Annotated in this window: 13 protein-coding genes and 4 tRNA genes; 8 read left to right on the top strand and 9 right to left on the bottom strand. The window is 39.9% G+C overall.

The genetic code is table 11. The annotated features are described in order from the left end of the window. Positions 1–13 precede the first annotated feature (13 nt). On the bottom strand, positions 14–352 hold the full coding sequence (locus EG365_RS06680; protein ID WP_001200011.1) for a hypothetical protein: 339 nt from the start codon (positions 350–352) through the stop codon (positions 14–16). Positions 353–625: 273 nt separating this feature from the next. Between EG365_RS06680 and EG365_RS06675 the strand changes: the two genes are divergently transcribed. Further along, on the top strand, positions 626–1,573 hold the full coding sequence (locus tag EG365_RS06675) for a hypothetical protein (protein WP_000529524.1): 948 nt from the start codon (positions 626–628) through the stop codon (positions 1,571–1,573). Positions 1,574–1,665: 92 nt separating this feature from the next. Here EG365_RS06675 and EG365_RS06670 read toward each other — a convergent pair. The 8 genes from EG365_RS06670 to EG365_RS06635 form a co-directional block, all read right to left on the bottom strand. Beyond that, positions 1,666–1,741: transfer RNA gene (locus EG365_RS06670), tRNA-Glu, on the bottom strand. A 28-nt stretch (positions 1,742–1,769) separates the two neighbouring features. After that, a tRNA-Glu gene (locus EG365_RS06665) sits at positions 1,770–1,845 on the bottom strand. Positions 1,846–1,979: 134 nt separating this feature from the next. Then, positions 1,980–2,864: a hypothetical protein gene (locus tag EG365_RS06660; protein WP_004644145.1), complete on the bottom strand. Its 885-nt coding sequence runs from the start codon at positions 2,862–2,864 to the stop codon at positions 1,980–1,982. 118 nt (positions 2,865–2,982) lie between these two features. Further along, positions 2,983–4,401: an amino acid permease gene (locus EG365_RS06655; protein WP_001183129.1), complete on the bottom strand. Its 1,419-nt coding sequence runs from the start codon at positions 4,399–4,401 to the stop codon at positions 2,983–2,985. Positions 4,402–4,532: 131 nt separating this feature from the next. Then, a tRNA-Glu gene (locus EG365_RS06650) sits at positions 4,533–4,608 on the bottom strand. 25 nt (positions 4,609–4,633) lie between these two features. Further along, positions 4,634–4,709: transfer RNA gene (locus EG365_RS06645), tRNA-Ala, on the bottom strand. Between the two features lie 57 nt (positions 4,710–4,766). Further along, complete coding sequence (gene gltX / locus EG365_RS06640) at positions 4,767–6,275, bottom strand: glutamate--tRNA ligase (RefSeq protein ID WP_000868422.1); 1,509 nt, start codon at positions 6,273–6,275, stop codon at positions 4,767–4,769. 116 nt (positions 6,276–6,391) lie between these two features. Beyond that, positions 6,392–6,691: a hypothetical protein gene (locus tag EG365_RS06635; protein ID WP_000690905.1), complete on the bottom strand. Its 300-nt coding sequence runs from the start codon at positions 6,689–6,691 to the stop codon at positions 6,392–6,394. A 395-nt stretch (positions 6,692–7,086) separates the two neighbouring features. Here EG365_RS06635 and EG365_RS06630 point away from each other — a divergent pair, with 395 nt between their 5' ends. From EG365_RS06630 to mraY, 7 genes are all read left to right on the top strand, one after another. Then, a complete protein-coding gene (locus EG365_RS06630; RefSeq protein ID WP_000820793.1) occupies positions 7,087–8,088 on the top strand; it encodes a sulfate ABC transporter substrate-binding protein in 1,002 nt (333 codons plus the stop codon). A gap of 222 nt (positions 8,089–8,310) precedes the next feature. Further along, a complete protein-coding gene (gene rsmH / locus EG365_RS06625) occupies positions 8,311–9,234 on the top strand; it encodes a 16S rRNA (cytosine(1402)-N(4))-methyltransferase RsmH (RefSeq protein ID WP_000018346.1) in 924 nt (307 codons plus the stop codon). Continuing rightward, entirely contained in the window at positions 9,234–9,566 is a 333-nt protein-coding gene (ftsL, locus tag EG365_RS06620; RefSeq protein WP_000842465.1) for a cell division protein FtsL, read from the top strand. The genes rsmH and ftsL overlap by 1 nt, the downstream gene beginning before the upstream one ends. 11 nt (positions 9,567–9,577) lie before the next feature. Further along, the gene (ftsI, locus tag EG365_RS06615) at positions 9,578–11,410 is read left to right on the top strand and encodes a penicillin-binding protein PBP3 (protein ID WP_000227936.1); all 1,833 of its coding nucleotides are present in this window, start codon (positions 9,578–9,580) and stop codon (positions 11,408–11,410) included. A gap of 3 nt (positions 11,411–11,413) precedes the next feature. Further along, complete coding sequence (locus EG365_RS06610) at positions 11,414–12,913, top strand: UDP-N-acetylmuramoyl-L-alanyl-D-glutamate--2,6-diaminopimelate ligase (RefSeq protein ID WP_000218539.1); 1,500 nt, start codon at positions 11,414–11,416, stop codon at positions 12,911–12,913. 8 nt (positions 12,914–12,921) lie between these two features. Then, complete coding sequence (locus EG365_RS06605) at positions 12,922–14,322, top strand: UDP-N-acetylmuramoyl-tripeptide--D-alanyl-D-alanine ligase (protein WP_000557517.1); 1,401 nt, start codon at positions 12,922–12,924, stop codon at positions 14,320–14,322. Next, on the top strand, positions 14,323–15,441 hold the full coding sequence (gene mraY / locus EG365_RS06600; RefSeq protein ID WP_000928089.1) for a phospho-N-acetylmuramoyl-pentapeptide-transferase: 1,119 nt from the start codon (positions 14,323–14,325) through the stop codon (positions 15,439–15,441). Positions 15,442–15,490: the final 49 nt, after the last annotated feature.

Here is a 15,490-nt window from a genome sequence, read left to right as displayed (position 1 = left end):
TGTGAATACAGTTTTAAATTTCCCACTCATGATTGCAGTCACGACATTTCCAATGTTTTTGTGACTGCATAAATGCTTGCATAGACAATTTAAAATCAGGCAAATCGCGCCAGAACATAAAACCTGCACCTACAGTAACCACAAATGCAACTACTGTTGCAATTTGAAGAGAGCTGCCTGCACCATTGCCAAAAATCCACATAAAAATACTAATCACAACCAAGAGTAAAAGTACAAAAATGGCAGGAACTAAAATCACTAAGCTTTTAGGCACAACAGGTTTAGCACTATTAACACCTTGGCTCACCGGCATAATTTTAACACTTTGACATTGAGGGCAACGATATTGCATGACAGCTCCACATTAAATTTGAATCTATTCTAACGGAAATGCAAAGAAAGAAAAAAATTTGTAGCTGATTAAAAAGTTGAGGTGAATATCCAATATAAAATACTTTTTTGAAACAATGGTATATAAAAAAATGATGATTTATGCGTACACATAAAAATTAAAATAATGCTGTAGAGCATGCTAATCTAGATAAAAACCAAGTGTGTCCAACACTGGAAATGAGCTGAAATGCTCATCAATAGGATGTGAAAGAAATATAAAAAGGAGAGGGACTTGGGTCAAGAAGATGACAATAAGTCGAAGCCTACAACGACATCAACAGTTTCAGGGAATCCTGACCCTATAAAACTGTCATTCTCACGCCGTTTGCTGCATAAAACATTACAGCATGCGCAAGACGCCGTCGGGTTTGCTAGTGATACTACACGTAATCTTGCTGAAGTTGCTGATGCAGCCTTAGATGCTTTAGATCAAGTGACATCTCATACAAAGCGTGGAGTGGTGGGCATGACTAATCTGGCAGCAGGGACTGTCAGAGATATGGTGTCTGAAACAAGTGAAACTGCAAGACAGGTTGCCTTAATCATGGCACGTACTTTTCTAGGTAAAAGTACCTTGAATTTGTATTTGCCTGAAATGCTATTAAACAGTCAAATTCGTAAACGCATAGATCGTTCGGAAATTGATGATATTAAAGTTCAATGTGGCAATGATCGGTTTCAGGTTGAAATCGATGGGCACTATCACCGTTTTCTATATCGGCTTAGTTTAGATTTTCGAGTATTGGAATGCCGCATTGGACAAGAAAAGTTCTTACGCTTACGTCAAATGGATGAAAGTCTGGATGTGCAAATACGTCATGGTGGAACATTATCGAATTGGGCGGTTCGCCGTATTGGTCGAGTAGGTTTTGAAGTGATTAATATGTTGCCTATTCCATCGCTGATTAATCATTTGATTCGTGATATTCCGGGTATTCAGCGTGATGGTCATCGCATGTGGTTCATTGACCTTGAGCAAGCAGGTTTTATTGATTTCATTAATAACCGCTCATGGATGGTAGAAAAACTTTTAAATTTAACCGACTTTAGTATTCTACCGGGACTTAATATTTTAAGAGAAAGTCGTGAGCTTGTGCAGCAACTGGTAGATCAGTTCGAAATAAAAGGGCTACGTGTTCAATCAGGCCGTCTGGAAATTCAAGTTGGAATCGCAAATTAAATAAGTGTGACGGGAAGCTGGTTTATGATCAGCTTTTTTATTGTCTAGATAAGAAAAAAGCCACTGTCGTTATGCAGTGGCTTTTTAGAATTTGGCGTCCCTACGGGGATTCGAACCCCGGTTACCGCCGTGAAAGGGCGATGTCCTAGGCCTCTAGACGATAGGGACTTATATGAGGCATACATCTGAAAAATATTGGCGTCCCTACGGGGATTCGAACCCCGGTTACCGCCGTGAAAGGGCGATGTCCTAGGCCTCTAGACGATAGGGACGTTTCAGAGGTGGGCGTATATTAGGTCGATTTAATAAAAGTGTCAAATAGTTTTCTGAAGAAATATTAAAAAAATCAGTTAAGCGCTTAAAAATAACTCAAATTGTAGAAAAAATATACGTTTATAGATATTTTTTATTGGAAAGGCTCAATAATTGTTTTTACCACAGCATGATGTTGTAAGTAGCCGACAATTTCATGAGGTTGGTTGGCAAAAGTAAAAATCTCTTGATTAATAATGGGAGGATTAAAATTAAAAGGTGCCTCACTTAATGGAAAGGCGGTTAAAAAGTCATCTTTAGAATAAAAGTTATACCAGTCGCCCTTTAAACATTTAGGACGTTCAATGGGAGTGGGGAGTTTGCTTTGTATGACGCGAAAAGAAAGAGGGGATGCTAAGGTAATAAAACGCTGTACTGAAAACTGATAGGAAGGATCTGATAATAAATGATAGGCAATTACAGAACCCAAAGAGTGGGCGACTACAATACAATCTTCATCATCATGCATTTGTTTTAAAATTCTTTGATGAACCTCATACATAAAATCAGGATTAGATAAGTACATATAAGTTTCAATCAAGAATTGCTGAATTAAGCTTTCATGTAATTTCGGAAAATTATTTAAAAGAACCACCATTTCCTTAAGAACGCGATCTTTCACCAACTGTGAAGTTAAATATAAACGCTCTGATAAGCTTTGCGCTGGTTGATCGGGTGAAAGAGGAAGGTGGGGTATAAAAGGAGTATGTTCCTTGGGTGTTGATGGTTGATGATGTAAATGGATGGGTAAATGAAAATTAAAAGTTTTTGGAAGTAAAGTATTAAGATCAAGTTGATTGGATAATTGATACTTCGTCATTAAATCGCCATAAAATGGCATATGTATATGTAGATCTCTTAAATTAACTCTACAGTGCAATTGTTTTAAGCCCAGTTTAAATACTTTTAGCCAGTGCTCTTTTAAACGATGTGCTGTGTAATTCTGCTGATTCATCCCATGGATAAATATAATTTTCATTGTATACAAGGAATTGTTTTTTAATATAAATTTAAATCTACAACGGTAGATTATATAAAGCCAGTCTCTAAGCAAAAAAAAGTGTAGCTTTTTGCTACACTTTTTAAATTACAAACACTTAAGCTTTATTTCGATAGAAAATAAAGTAGCTGAGATAGCACAAGGCAGTAAAAATTAAGCAACCTATAAAGCCAGCACGCATTTCAGGATCTGCTGCCATACTTAAACATGTAATAAAGCAGAAAAGAAAACCTAAAATTGGAACGATAGGAAATAACGGTGTTGCATATTTTAAATCGCTAACCGTATGTCCAGAACGGTACCATTGTCGACGGAAATTGAACTGGCTTAAACAAATGCTCATCCAGACAATAACCATAGTAAAAGCTGCAACACCTAGCAAGTTTTTAAAGATGGTTTCAGGAGCAAATTGCTCTGATAATAAGCCTGGAATTGCACCGAACATCGTTACAACTAAAGCAACAATAGGTGTTCCGCTTTTTGAAAGTGTTGCAAATACACCCGGAAGGAGTTTTTGCTCCGATAAAGACCACATCATACGTGAAGCTGCATATAGTCCCGAGTTTGCGGCTGAGAGTAGTGCAGTAATAATAACAAAACGGATGATGTCATCTGCATATGGAATACCGATGTAATTAAATACGGTAACGAAAGGACTATTACTTACGTTGTCACCACCTAAACCAGCAAGTTGGAAAGGAAGTAATGCACTAATTACAATAATGGTGCCTACAAAGAAGATAAGAAGACGCCAGATTGCAGCATTAATCGCTTTAGGGACATTCTGAGCCGGATCTTTAGTTTCGCCAGCAGCTACGCCAATTAACTCTGTTCCAGAGAAAGCAAAGTTAACAATGAGCATAGTGGTGAAAATAGGAAGAAAACCGTGTGGGAACCAACCTTGGGCAGTTAAATTACTAAACAATGGAGCAGTTTGAGCGCCGTGGAAAGGAATTAAGCCAAAAATTGCTAATAATCCAAGCACAATAAAAGCAATAACGGTAATGACCTTAACTAGCGCTAGCCAGAACTCTGACTCGGCAAATACTCGGGTTGAACTGATATTTAACCCGAAAATAGTTACTGCAAAAATAAGTGTCCAGATCCACATTGAAATTTGTGGAAACCATTCCTGCATAAGTAGAGCAGCGGCGGTAAACTCGGTTCCTAGCGTTGCTGTCCATGTTAGCCAGTACATCCATGAAATCATGTAACCTGTACTTGGACTAATGTACTTTCGAGCGTATGCACCGAAAGAACCCGAAACAGGCATATGTACAGCCAGCTCCCCTAAACAGAGCATGACCATGTAAGCAATTGCACCCCCAAGAATATAGGCAATAATTGCGCCAATAGGTCCAGTTTGTGAAATGACTTCCCCTGAACCCAAAAATAAACCAGTACCGATTGCTCCACCTAGCGATAACATGACAAGGTGGCGGGTACTCATGGCTCTTTTTAAAGGTGCAGTACTGTTCTGATGCTGAGCATCTAGTTGTTTGTCAGATGGCTGCATATTACACATTGAGAGAATTTGAGAAAGACGCTATTTTAGATAAAATAGACAAATGTGCAATCAAGAAGCAGTCAAAGAATAGACAGGAAGGTGACGATAGAGTCTTTAAAAGGAATTTTTAAAATAGAAAATGGCGTCCCTACGGGGATTCGAACCCCGGTTACCGCCGTGAAAGGGCGATGTCCTAGGCCTCTAGACGATAGGGACTTGATGAGGCAAACACAAAGGAGCTTGGTGGAGCCAAGCGGGATCGAACCGCTGACCTCTACAATGCCATTGTAGCGCTCTACCAACTGAGCTATGACCCCAGTTTGTGTGAGCGCAATATTAGGGTGAATGCGCTCACACGTCAATAAAAAAATGAATTAAGCTTCGCTAGTTGCTTCATTTTTCGGCAATTTTAAACTTTCATTAAGCTTTTCCCAGTTTTTTACCTCTTTTTTACTCGGTGCACCCACAATTTCTAGTGCATGTCGTAAGCGAGCAAAGGTTAAGTCAGGGCCAAGCGTAACCATTGACTGCATAACTGGTGTTGAACTTGTTGAGCCAGCAATTGCAATAAAGAACGTTGGCATGAAGTCACGTAATTTAATGCCCATTTGATTTGCCAAATCCATTAAAGTTTGACTAACTGTGTCGTTATTCCAAGTAAACTGACTTTCAAGACGCCAAATTGCGAATTGTAAACTTTGACGAACTTGCTCTTGAGTCAATTTTTTACTTTCAAACATTTCAGCCGTAATTTGTGGCATATGGTTAAAGTAGAAACCAGCCCAATTTACAGCTTCAGAAAGTAAATTAATACGTGGTTGAATAGCGGCAGCAATGTCTTCTAAAGTGCTGCGATCACTTTTCCATGTCAATAAACGGTCTAATAGTTGTCCTGGGGTTAACCCTTTAATCCATTGACCATTTAACCAATTGAGTTTTTCAACGTCAAAAATTGGTCCACCTAGTGATACGCGTTGAATATCAAAGTTATCCATCATGTCTTGTAATGTGAAAACTTCTCTTTCATCCGGCATTGACCAACCCATACGGCCTAAATAGTTGAGTAAGGCTTCTGGTAGAACGCCGATATCACGGTAGTAGTTAATTGAGGTCGGGTTTTTGCGTTTAGATAACTTCGATTTATCTGGATTACGAAGCAATGGCATATGGCAAAGCGTTGGCATTTCCCAACCAAAGTATTGGTAAAGCAACTGATGTTTCGGCGCAGATGGAAGCCATTCTTCACCACGTAATACATGGGTGATTTCCATTAAATGGTCATCAACAACGTTAGCTAAATGGTAGGTTGGTAAACCATCTGTTTTAAGAAGCACTTGCATATCGACTTGTGCCCAAGGAATTTCAACTTCCCCACGGAGTAAGTCGTTAAATTTACACACGCCTTCTTCAGGCACTTTCATACGGATAACATGAGGTTCACCCGCTTCAAGACGTCGAGCTACTTCTTCTTGAGACAGCTTTAAACCACGACCATCGTATTTTGGCGTTTCGCCACGAGCTTGCTGCTCGGCACGCATTTGGTCAAGTTCTTCTGCTGTAGCAAAACAATAAAAAGCATGACCTTTTTCAACAAGTTCTAACGCGTATTGCTTATAAATTCCCATGCGCTCTGATTGGCGGTAAGGAGCGTGAGGACCACCTACATCCGGACCTTCAGACCAATTTAAGCCTAACCAGCGTAGAGAGTCTAAAATCATTTTTTCAGATTCTGGCGTAGAGCGAAGCTGGTCTGTATCTTCGATTCTTAAAATGAATTCCCCGCCATGCTGTTTCGCAAAACACATATTGAATAGGGCGATGTAGGCAGTACCAACATGTGGGAAACCGGTAGGAGACGGTGCAATACGAGTACGAACTTTCATAGTTAATGGGTCAAAATAAAAATTGGAACTATTATAACGAAAAAGCCCAGTATTCTGACGTTTTATTTAACGACAGTCTGGGCTGAAATTGAAACGATGAGGGGTCGTTTCAAATATTAAGAAGTGTGCGGCTGGAAGATTGCCTGAACAAAACGTGAAAAACGTTCATGCTGTGCTGCAAGAAAGTTTTGAGTTGGTGTAACACGGATAGTATTAAGTACTTTTAACTCATCATCTGTTGATGGAAGTACAATAGTGTTACGTTTTTGCTGATCTAAAGCTTTTTCAATAAGTGAAGACTGTTTATCTGAAAGACTTTTACTTGGTGTATCTTTCAGTACGGCTGCTGTAGACAGTTGCGATGCAAAACTAAGCACCAAACCCAAGCTTAAAGCTTTTCCATAATGAATTTTCATTTTCTGTTCATCCCCTCAGTACATTTCGTCTATTTTTTGAGTTTAACCAAATGTAAAATTACGGTAACGCTACGATTCAAACATAAATTTTAATAAAAAAGTAGAACTATGTCACACTTTTTACAAAAAATACCTTTATTTTACGCTGGTACCTTTAAATGTAGCCTATGTGTATCCATTACGTCTCATTATTTAACAAATTAATGTGTAGATAAAGTGAAGACTATAAATAAACTATAAGAATAATTACAAAACTTTTCAAAAAGGAGAAGGAAAAATTAGAGTTAACTATATCTTTTAAAGTGATTAGTAAAACATTTATTTATATAACTATTTGATTGAAAACTAAAAAAATAAAAATATAGTAACATTAAAAGTAAAATTGGTTTTTATAAATGAAAAGAATAGCAATAATTGCAGTCGCTACATATATGGGGTTAGCAGTAAATGCTGTGCAGGCGGCGACTACATTTTTAAATGTTTCTTATGACCCAACTCGAGAGTTTTATCAGGAATATAATCAGGCATTTGGAAAGTTCTGGAAACAACGTACCGGACAGGACGTGGATTTTAAACAATCCCATGGAGGCTCAGGAAAACAGGCTCGCGCTGTAGCAACTGGTCTTGAGGCAGATGTGGTGACCTTAGCCTTAGCCAATGATATTGATGAAATTGTAAAAGCAGGCTTTATCCAGCCCAACTGGCAAAAAGAATTCCCTAATAATTCTGCACCGTATACCTCTACAGTTGTGTTTTTAGTAAGAAAAGGCAATCCAAAAAATATTCGTGACTGGAATGACTTAACTAAACCTGATGTCGAAATTATTACGCCTAATCCAAAAACGGGTGGGGCACCGCGTTGGATTTATCTTTCTGCATGGGGATATGCTTTAAAACAGCCAGGTGGAAATGATGCTAAAGCCAAAGAGCTGGTTAAAAAACTTTATCACAACGTTAAGGTGTTAGATTCGGGAGCACGAGGCTCGCTTACTACATTTGCTGAGCGTGGAATTGGAGATGTTCTACTTTCTTGGGAGAACGAAGCACTATTGGCAACGAAAGGTCTCGATAAAGATAAATATGAAATTGTTTACCCATCAATTTCAATTTTGGCAGAACCATCTGTTGCTATTGTTGACAAAACAGTCGACAAAGACGGTAACCGTACTTTGGCAAAAGGTTATCTCAACTTTTTATACTCACCTTTAGGTCAAGAGTTGGCTGCTAAACACTATTTTCGTCCTCGCAATCCTCAAGTTGCTGCTAAATATGCAGCACAATTCCCAAAAATTAAATTATTTACGATCAATGATGTTTTTGGCGGTTGGGCAAAAGCTCAGAAAACCCATTTTGCCAATGGAGCCATCTTTGATCAGATTTATGATGGAAAGCAGTAGATAAAATATTGGTAGAGTAGAATTTTAAAAATTAGTTTACTTTTTTATAGTGAAGCAAGTGAACCTGAAAAGGTGAGCTTGCTTTTTTGTTTTGCTTAAAAAATGAAAAGAAAACGGTTTTCTCTATGAAAAATTAATATTTTCCTACAAAAAGCCGTTTGGTGTTAGCCATAAACAAGGTGATAATGTGCAGTTACATTTTTACGCTATGATTTAACTCCTATGTCGCATATTTCTGTCTTACTTTTTGAGACCGTTGAAAGCTTATTGGCAGATCGCACAACTGGGGTGTATATCGATGCAACCTTTGGACGAGGTGGGCATACGCGCTTGTTATTGTCGAAACTCGATGAAAACGCCCGAGTATATGCTTTTGATAAAGACCCTCAAGCTCTGGAAGTTGCGGCTGCTTTAGCACAAGAAGATCCAAGATTTACGATTATTCATGCAAGTTTTGCTGATATTAAGGAAAAAATGCAGGAAATTGGGGTGCAAAGTGTCGATGGAATTATGGCAGACTTAGGTGTGTCCTCTCCTCAACTCGACCAGGCTGAACGCGGCTTTAGCTTTATGCAAGATGGCCCGTTAGATATGCGTATGGATAACTCTAAGGGGTTGACTGCTGCCGAATGGTTACTTGAGGTTGAAGAGGAAGATTTGGCAAATATCATTTATCAATATGGTGAAGAACGATATAGTCGCCGTATTGCTAGGGCAATTAAGCAGGCCGGAAAATTGGATACTACGGCGCAATTGGCTGAAATAGTAAAAACAGCCCATCCAAAATGGGAAAAGCATAAACATCCGGCGACACGTACGTTTCAGGCAATCCGTATTGCTATTAACAAAGAACTAGATGATATTGAAGTATTTTTACCGCAAGCTGTAGACTTGCTTAAACCAAAAGGGCGTTTGTCTGTGATCAGCTTCCATTCGCTTGAAGATCGGTTGATCAAACAGTTTATTCAAAAAGAATCAACTCTAGCAGAAGATTCTGGTTGGGGGATGCCTCAACAGCAGGTTGATACGAGAAGATTAAAGAAAATTTCACGGGTTCGTGCGAGTGAAGAAGAAGTAAAAGCGAATCCACGTTCACGTAGTGCATGGCTTCGGGTTGCTGAACGCTTGGAACAAAAAGGCGCGTAATGAAAAGCAGTGATGAAATCGAAACCACAGAAAATAAAGTGGTCAAAAAAGTTGTGGTATATGCAGTCATGGTGGCATTGGTTTTTATCAGTGCCATGATGGTGGTATTTCAAGTATTTGAATACCGTCATGATTATAGAGAGTTAAGCTCTTATATGCGTGAACGTGATGACCTCAATGCTGAATGGGGGCGTTTATTGATTGAGCAACAAACATTTGGTGCGACTGCTCAAATTGGTACACGTGCTGTGACACAATTACGAATGTTTTCGCCACCTGCTGCAGAAACGGTGGTAATTTCTTTACCGATGACCTCAGAGCAAAATAAGTAAGGCCTTGCTGTATGGTAGATAAGCGAACAAAGCAAACACGAAAAAAACAGCAGTCTATTTCGGAAAAACCAAGTCTTGCCTTTGATATGTGGCGGTTTTATCTGCTCTGGGCAGTCGTGCTACTGTGTTTTGTGGTATTAATTGCACGTGCATTTTATGTTCAAGTCATTAATAAAGACTTTTTGCAAAATAAGGCCAATGCTAATATTTTGCGTACTGAACGTATAGAGGCTATGCGTGGAGTGATTAGTGATCGCCACGGTGTACCTTTAGCGATTAGTAGTCCAATCATGAAAATTGTGATTGATCCGCGTGATTATTTTGAGACCAAGCATTTATATGATCAAATTACGGCTGAACTAAAACAAGATCCAAACAACCGTAAATTAAAACGCCAGTTACCAGATAAAAATTTAAATCTTGATGAACTTGCCGACGTGGTGGGTGTTGATCGTGCTGATCTTAAAAAACAGATGAATGCGCGTCCGCGTTCCCGCTATCTGGTTTTGAAAAAAGAAGTACCTCCTCAGCAAGCTGACCTCATTATGAAAGGTAATTTCCAAGGGGTGTATGCAGAAAAAACTTATAAACGTTATTACCCGCAACCTCAGCCAAATGCCCAAATTATTGGTTTGACCAATAGTGAAGGTCAAGGGATCGAAGGCTTGGAAATGCAGTTGAATAAGCAACTGTCAGGTGTAGACGGTGAGCAAAAAATTATTCGCGATAAGCGTGGTAACCGTTTAAAAGTTTCTGAGGTAATTCGTGAGGGTGAACCAGGTGAAAATATCACTTTAAGTATCGACTCACGTTTGCAGTACATTATGTACCGTGAATTAACGGCTGCAGGTGTGGCTAACAATGCGCGTTCAGCAACAGCAATTGCAGTTGATGTTAAAACGGGTGAAATTCTGGCAATGACCAGTTGGCCATCTTATAACCCGAATGATAAGAATGGCTTATCAAATAAAGATGCTATGCGTAACCGTGGTGCGATCGATATGTTCGAGCCAGGTTCAACCATGAAACCTTTTACTATTTCTGCAGCTTTAGAAACTGGTCAATATACGCCAAATACGATTGTAAATACCTCTCCTGGCTCAATGCGTTTAGGCTGGCATACTATTCGTGATACCCATAACTATGGGGCTTTGACCGTAAGTGGTGTCATTATTAAGTCTTCAAACGTGGGTTCTGCAAAAATTGCATTATCACTTCCGAAAGAAACTTTGCCGAGCTTCTTTAATCGTGTTGGTTTTGGTAAGCGTTCTGCAGTAAGGTTCCCTGGGGAAAGTTCAGGTCTGGTTTTACCTGTTAATAAATTAAACTCTTCTCAAATCGGGACCATGGCATATGGTTATGGCTTAAACGCGACAATCCTTCAATTGGCTCAAGGTTATGCCATGCTTGCAAATCATGGTGTCAAAATGCCATTAAGCTTGCATAAACTAGATCAGCCACCTAAAGGTGAGCAAGTTTTAAATCCGAAAATTGCCGATCAAGTTTTGTTAATGCTTGAGCAAGTGACTATGCCGGGTGGTACTGCAAAACAAGCCAATATTCCTGGTTATAGGGTAGGTGGTAAAACAGGTACTGCACATAAATTGCGTGCGGATGGTAAAGGATATTCAAATAATGAGTATCGTGCCTTATTTGCGGGTGTCGCACCAATTAGTGATCCACGTTTAGCCGTTATTGTAGTGGTGGAAAACCCACAAGGTCGCTATTACGGTGGTTTGGTTGCCGCTCCAGTTTTTGCTCGTATTATGCAAGAGTCGTTGCGCTTAATGAATGTGCCGCTTGATAAGCCACTTAATACTCCAGAAAATCCTATTCGCAGGTAAGCTATGACTGTTTCTTTTCAAGAAATTCATCCAATCGAAATTGATGCTCAATGGCCTCAACAGCCATTTCACGGCTTTAGTTTAGATAGTCGTAAAGTTGAAACGGGCCAAATTTTTATTGCTTTGACAAGTTATAGCCAGCCTGAAAAAACGCGTACATTTGCTGAAGCGGCTTTAGCAAATGGAGCGTTGGCTGTCATTAGCGAAACCGAATTAGGTGTAGCAAATGAATGGGTATGCCCTGATGTGCGTCAGCGCATGGGAGAGTGGCAAAAACGTTATTTGCAACAGGCTGATGTAGTAAAACCTTTACGGATTATAGCTGTAACAGGCACAAATGGTAAAACAACAATTTCTCGTTTAATTGCTGAGTTAATTAGTTCACAACAGCAGCGCTGTGCAGTGATGGGGACAACAGGGAATGGTATTTTACCTAACTTAACGCCTTCTACGCATACTACCCTCGACGCTCTACAGTTACAAAATGCGCTACATGATTATGCTAAACAGGGAGCAACTTTTGCTTCTTTAGAAGCAAGTTCACATGGTCTTGAACAGGGTCGATTAAATGGTTGCGATATTGAAATTGCTGTTTATAGCAACTTAAGTCGTGACCATCTGGATTATCATGGCACTTTAGAAGCTTATGCAGAAGCGAAGGCGCGTTTATTTCAGTTTAATTCGTTAAAAGTCGCTGTTATTAATTTAGATGATGCCCATGCTGACTTGATGATTAAGTCTGCCCAAAATAATCCAGCACAACCTAAAATTTTGACTTACTCACTAACTCAAAATACAGCTGATTATTACATTACCGATTTAAGCTATAGCTTGGCGGGTGCAACTTTTAATTTAGTAAGTCAGCAAGGTTCATTTGCGGTAGAAAGCCCATTATTAGGTCATTTCAATGTTGAAAATTTAATTGCCGCACTCATCGCTGCTGAGCAAGCTGGTTTCGATTTACAGGCATTGGTTAATTTTGTTCCTAAACTAATTGGTGCGCCAGGCCGAATGCAAGTTATTCGTGATGATGAGCGATTATTTGTAGTGGATTATGCGCATACACCAGATGCATTGATTCAAGTGCTTAAAACATTAAAGCGTCATGTTTCGAATCAGCTTTGGGCGGTGTTTGGATGTGGTGGTGACCGTGACCGTGGTAAGCGTCCACTCATGACTCAAGCAGCTTTAGATGGCGCAAACCCTGTTATTCTGACTTCAGATAATCCAAGAACAGAAGACCCTGAACAAATTTTTGCTGATATGAAGCAAGGAATCGATTTTTCAGGGCATCGTATGCATGAAATTCATGACCGCCGTGAAGCAATTAAATTTGTTGCAGAGCAAGCTCAAGCTGGTGACATTGTAGTGATTGCTGGTAAAGGACATGAAAATTATCAAGAAATTAATGGTGTGCGTCACTGGTTTGATGATGTGGTTGAAGTGCGTTCCGCGATTGATGCCCAACATCATACGGTAGATGCTGCTTACCCTGCACAATAGGAAAAATTATGCATACTTCAACCACCAGTACCGTGCCTTTGGAACCGTGGACAGCTCAACAATTACAACAGGCAACACAGGGTTACTGGCATAAAGACCAGATCCCTCAAACTGAAATTAAACGTATTTTGACTGACTCGCGTCATGCAGAAAGTGGGGATGCCTTTTTAGCACTAAAAGGTGAACGTTTCGACGCGCATAATTTTGTCGGGCAAGTGGCTGCAAATGGCTGCCAAGTTGCTATTGTCGAGCGGCCTATAGATGCAGAAATTGCTCAGCTTGTCGTTGCCGATACCCGTTTGGCTTTGGGGCAGCTTGGTGCGTATCGTCGTGAACAAAATGCTCAATTGAAAGTAATTGCTTTAACGGGTAGTAGTGGTAAAACCACCACCAAAGAAATGCTAGGAAGTATTTTGTCTCGTTTAGCACCTACATTGATTACCCGAGGCAATTTAAATAATGACCTTGGTGTGCCGATGATGTTGCTTGAGCTTCGAAAGGAACATCAATATGCGGTGATGGAACTTGGTGCAAATCATCAAGGTGAAATTGATTACACATCAAAACTTGTTCAACCGCATGTTGCTGGCATTTTAAATATTGGAACTGCTCATTTGGGTGAGTTCGGCGGGCGTGATGGCATTTGCCGCGCTAAATCAGAAATCTATCGTCATATTTTACCTCAGGGCGTTGCTATTGTGCCGCAACAAGATGACTTTACCGCTGAGATTCGTGAAGCAGCCAAAAGCCATCAAATCATGAGCTTTGGTGCTGGTGGTGATGTCTTTGCTACAGAGATTGAATTGTTGCCACAATCTGTCAATTTCCAGTTACATACGCCTCAAGGTTCAAGTTTTGTAAGACTGCCGTTTGCGGGTGAGCACAATGTGCAAAACGCAACTGCAGCAGTAGCATTTGCTTTGGCGTTAGGTGTTAGCTTGGAAGATATCGTAAAAGGTCTAGAGCAAGCACAAGGTGCAAAAGGTCGTTTGAATTTTATTCAAAAAGCGCCTCATTTATTTATTGATGATACTTATAACGCCAATCCAACATCTATGCGTGCTGCGGCACAAGTATTACTTCAGCAAAATGGCATTAAAGTCATGGTGATGGGGGATATTGGGGAGTTAGGTGATAGCAGTTGGCAAGAACATCACGATTTAGGTCGCGATCTTGCTGAGCTTCCTTTAGACCATATTGTTGCAGTTGGGCAGTTTGCCTCAGCAGCTCTCGAAGGCGCAGGTCTTCATTCTACTAAATTGAAAGCATTTCAGACTCAAGCTGAGGCGCTTCCATTTTTAATCAATCTAATCCAAACACATCAACCCCAGTCCATGAGTTTCCTGTTTAAAGGTTCTCGCTTTACTCATATGGAAACGTTGATGGCTGATTTGATGGAGAAACTTTAAATGCTGTTATGGTTGTTTGAACAACTTGCGGGCTATCACAGTTCGTTTCAGGTTGTTCGTTATTTAACATTACGTTCTTTACTCAGTGTATTAACGTCACTGACCATTGGTTTGGTTCTCGGACCAATCATGATTCGTAAATTACAAGCGTTAAAATACGGTCAGGCAGTAAGTTCATTTGCTCCTGAAAATCATGCTAAGAAAATGGGTACACCGACCATGGGTGGGATTTTAATTCTGCTCTCAATTGGTATTAGTACTTTATTGTGGGCTGATTTATCTAACCCTTATGTTTGGATTGTACTTGGTGTAATGGTTGTGTTCGGTGCGGTTGGCTGGGCAGATGACTGGATTAAAATTCGCTATAAAGATAATGCAGGTCTACCTGCCCGTAAGAAGTTTTTCTGGACTTCTGTCGCATCGCTCGGTGCTGGTATTGCGTTATATTTAATTGCTACCCAACAATCTAATGCAGAATACACAGCAAATATGCTGGATTTATTGATTCCTTTCTTTAAGAATCTTTCAATTCCGCTTTCTATTGTTCCTTTAGGTTTAGCATTTATTGTATTTACCTATTTAGTAATTAATGGTGCCTCTAATGCGGTTAACCTAACTGATGGATTAGATGGTTTAGCCATTATGCCAGTAGTTATGGTAGCGACGGGCTTAGGCGTATTTGCTTATTTATCTGGTGATATTCGTTTTGCCAACTATTTGCATATTCCTTATGTGAAATATACCTCTGAACTTGTGGTGATCTGTTCTGCCATGATTGGTGCAGGTTTGGCATTTCTTTGGTATAACGCACATCCGGCGCAAGTCTTTATGGGTGATGTGGGCGCTTTAGCTCTAGGCGCAATGCTTGGAACCATTGCCGTTATGGTTCGCCAAGAAATCGTATTCGCAATTATGGGCGGTGTTTTCGTTATGGAAGCGGTATCGGTATTCCTGCAAATCGGCTCATTACGAATGCGGAATAAACGCGTATTCTTGATGGCACCTTTGCACCATCACTATGAAAAACAAGGCTGGAAAGAAACCCAAGTGGTCATCCGTTTCTGGATTATTACGATTATGCTGGTTGTTTTAGGCCTAATGACCTTAAAATTGCGCTAGAACTTATTTTGGTGTCAATATAAAGCCAGTTTCTACTGGCTTTTTTTAT

The sequence above is a fragment of the Acinetobacter sp. FDAARGOS_494 genome (assembly GCF_003812225.1).
Lineage (GTDB): Bacteria > Pseudomonadota > Gammaproteobacteria > Pseudomonadales > Moraxellaceae > Acinetobacter > Acinetobacter baumannii.
This window is presented reverse-complemented; position numbering and strand designations above follow the sequence as displayed.

What these genes read in the sequence shown, in the direction of transcription:
- EG365_RS06680 (WP_001200011.1), bottom strand. Translation starts at nt 352, where the DNA reads ATGCAATATCGTTGCCCTCAATGTCAAAGTGTTAAAATTATGCCGGTG.
- EG365_RS06660 (WP_004644145.1), bottom strand. Translation starts at nt 2,864, where the DNA reads ATGAAAATTATATTTATCCATGGGATGAATCAGCAGAATTACACAGCA.
- EG365_RS06655 (WP_001183129.1), bottom strand. Translation starts at nt 4,401, where the DNA reads ATGCAGCCATCTGACAAACAACTAGATGCTCAGCATCAGAACAGTACT.
- gltX (WP_000868422.1), bottom strand. Translation starts at nt 6,275, where the DNA reads ATGAAAGTTCGTACTCGTATTGCACCGTCTCCTACCGGTTTCCCACAT.
- EG365_RS06635 (WP_000690905.1), bottom strand. Translation starts at nt 6,691, where the DNA reads ATGAAAATTCATTATGGAAAAGCTTTAAGCTTGGGTTTGGTGCTTAGT.
- EG365_RS06630 (WP_000820793.1), top strand. Translation starts at nt 7,087, where the DNA reads ATGAAAAGAATAGCAATAATTGCAGTCGCTACATATATGGGGTTAGCA.
- rsmH (WP_000018346.1), top strand. Translation starts at nt 8,311, where the DNA reads ATGTCGCATATTTCTGTCTTACTTTTTGAGACCGTTGAAAGCTTATTG.
- ftsL (WP_000842465.1), top strand. Translation starts at nt 9,234, where the DNA reads ATGAAAAGCAGTGATGAAATCGAAACCACAGAAAATAAAGTGGTCAAA.
- ftsI (WP_000227936.1), top strand. Translation starts at nt 9,578, where the DNA reads ATGGTAGATAAGCGAACAAAGCAAACACGAAAAAAACAGCAGTCTATT.
- EG365_RS06610 (WP_000218539.1), top strand. Translation starts at nt 11,414, where the DNA reads ATGACTGTTTCTTTTCAAGAAATTCATCCAATCGAAATTGATGCTCAA.
- EG365_RS06605 (WP_000557517.1), top strand. Translation starts at nt 12,922, where the DNA reads ATGCATACTTCAACCACCAGTACCGTGCCTTTGGAACCGTGGACAGCT.
- mraY (WP_000928089.1), top strand. Translation starts at nt 14,323, where the DNA reads ATGCTGTTATGGTTGTTTGAACAACTTGCGGGCTATCACAGTTCGTTT.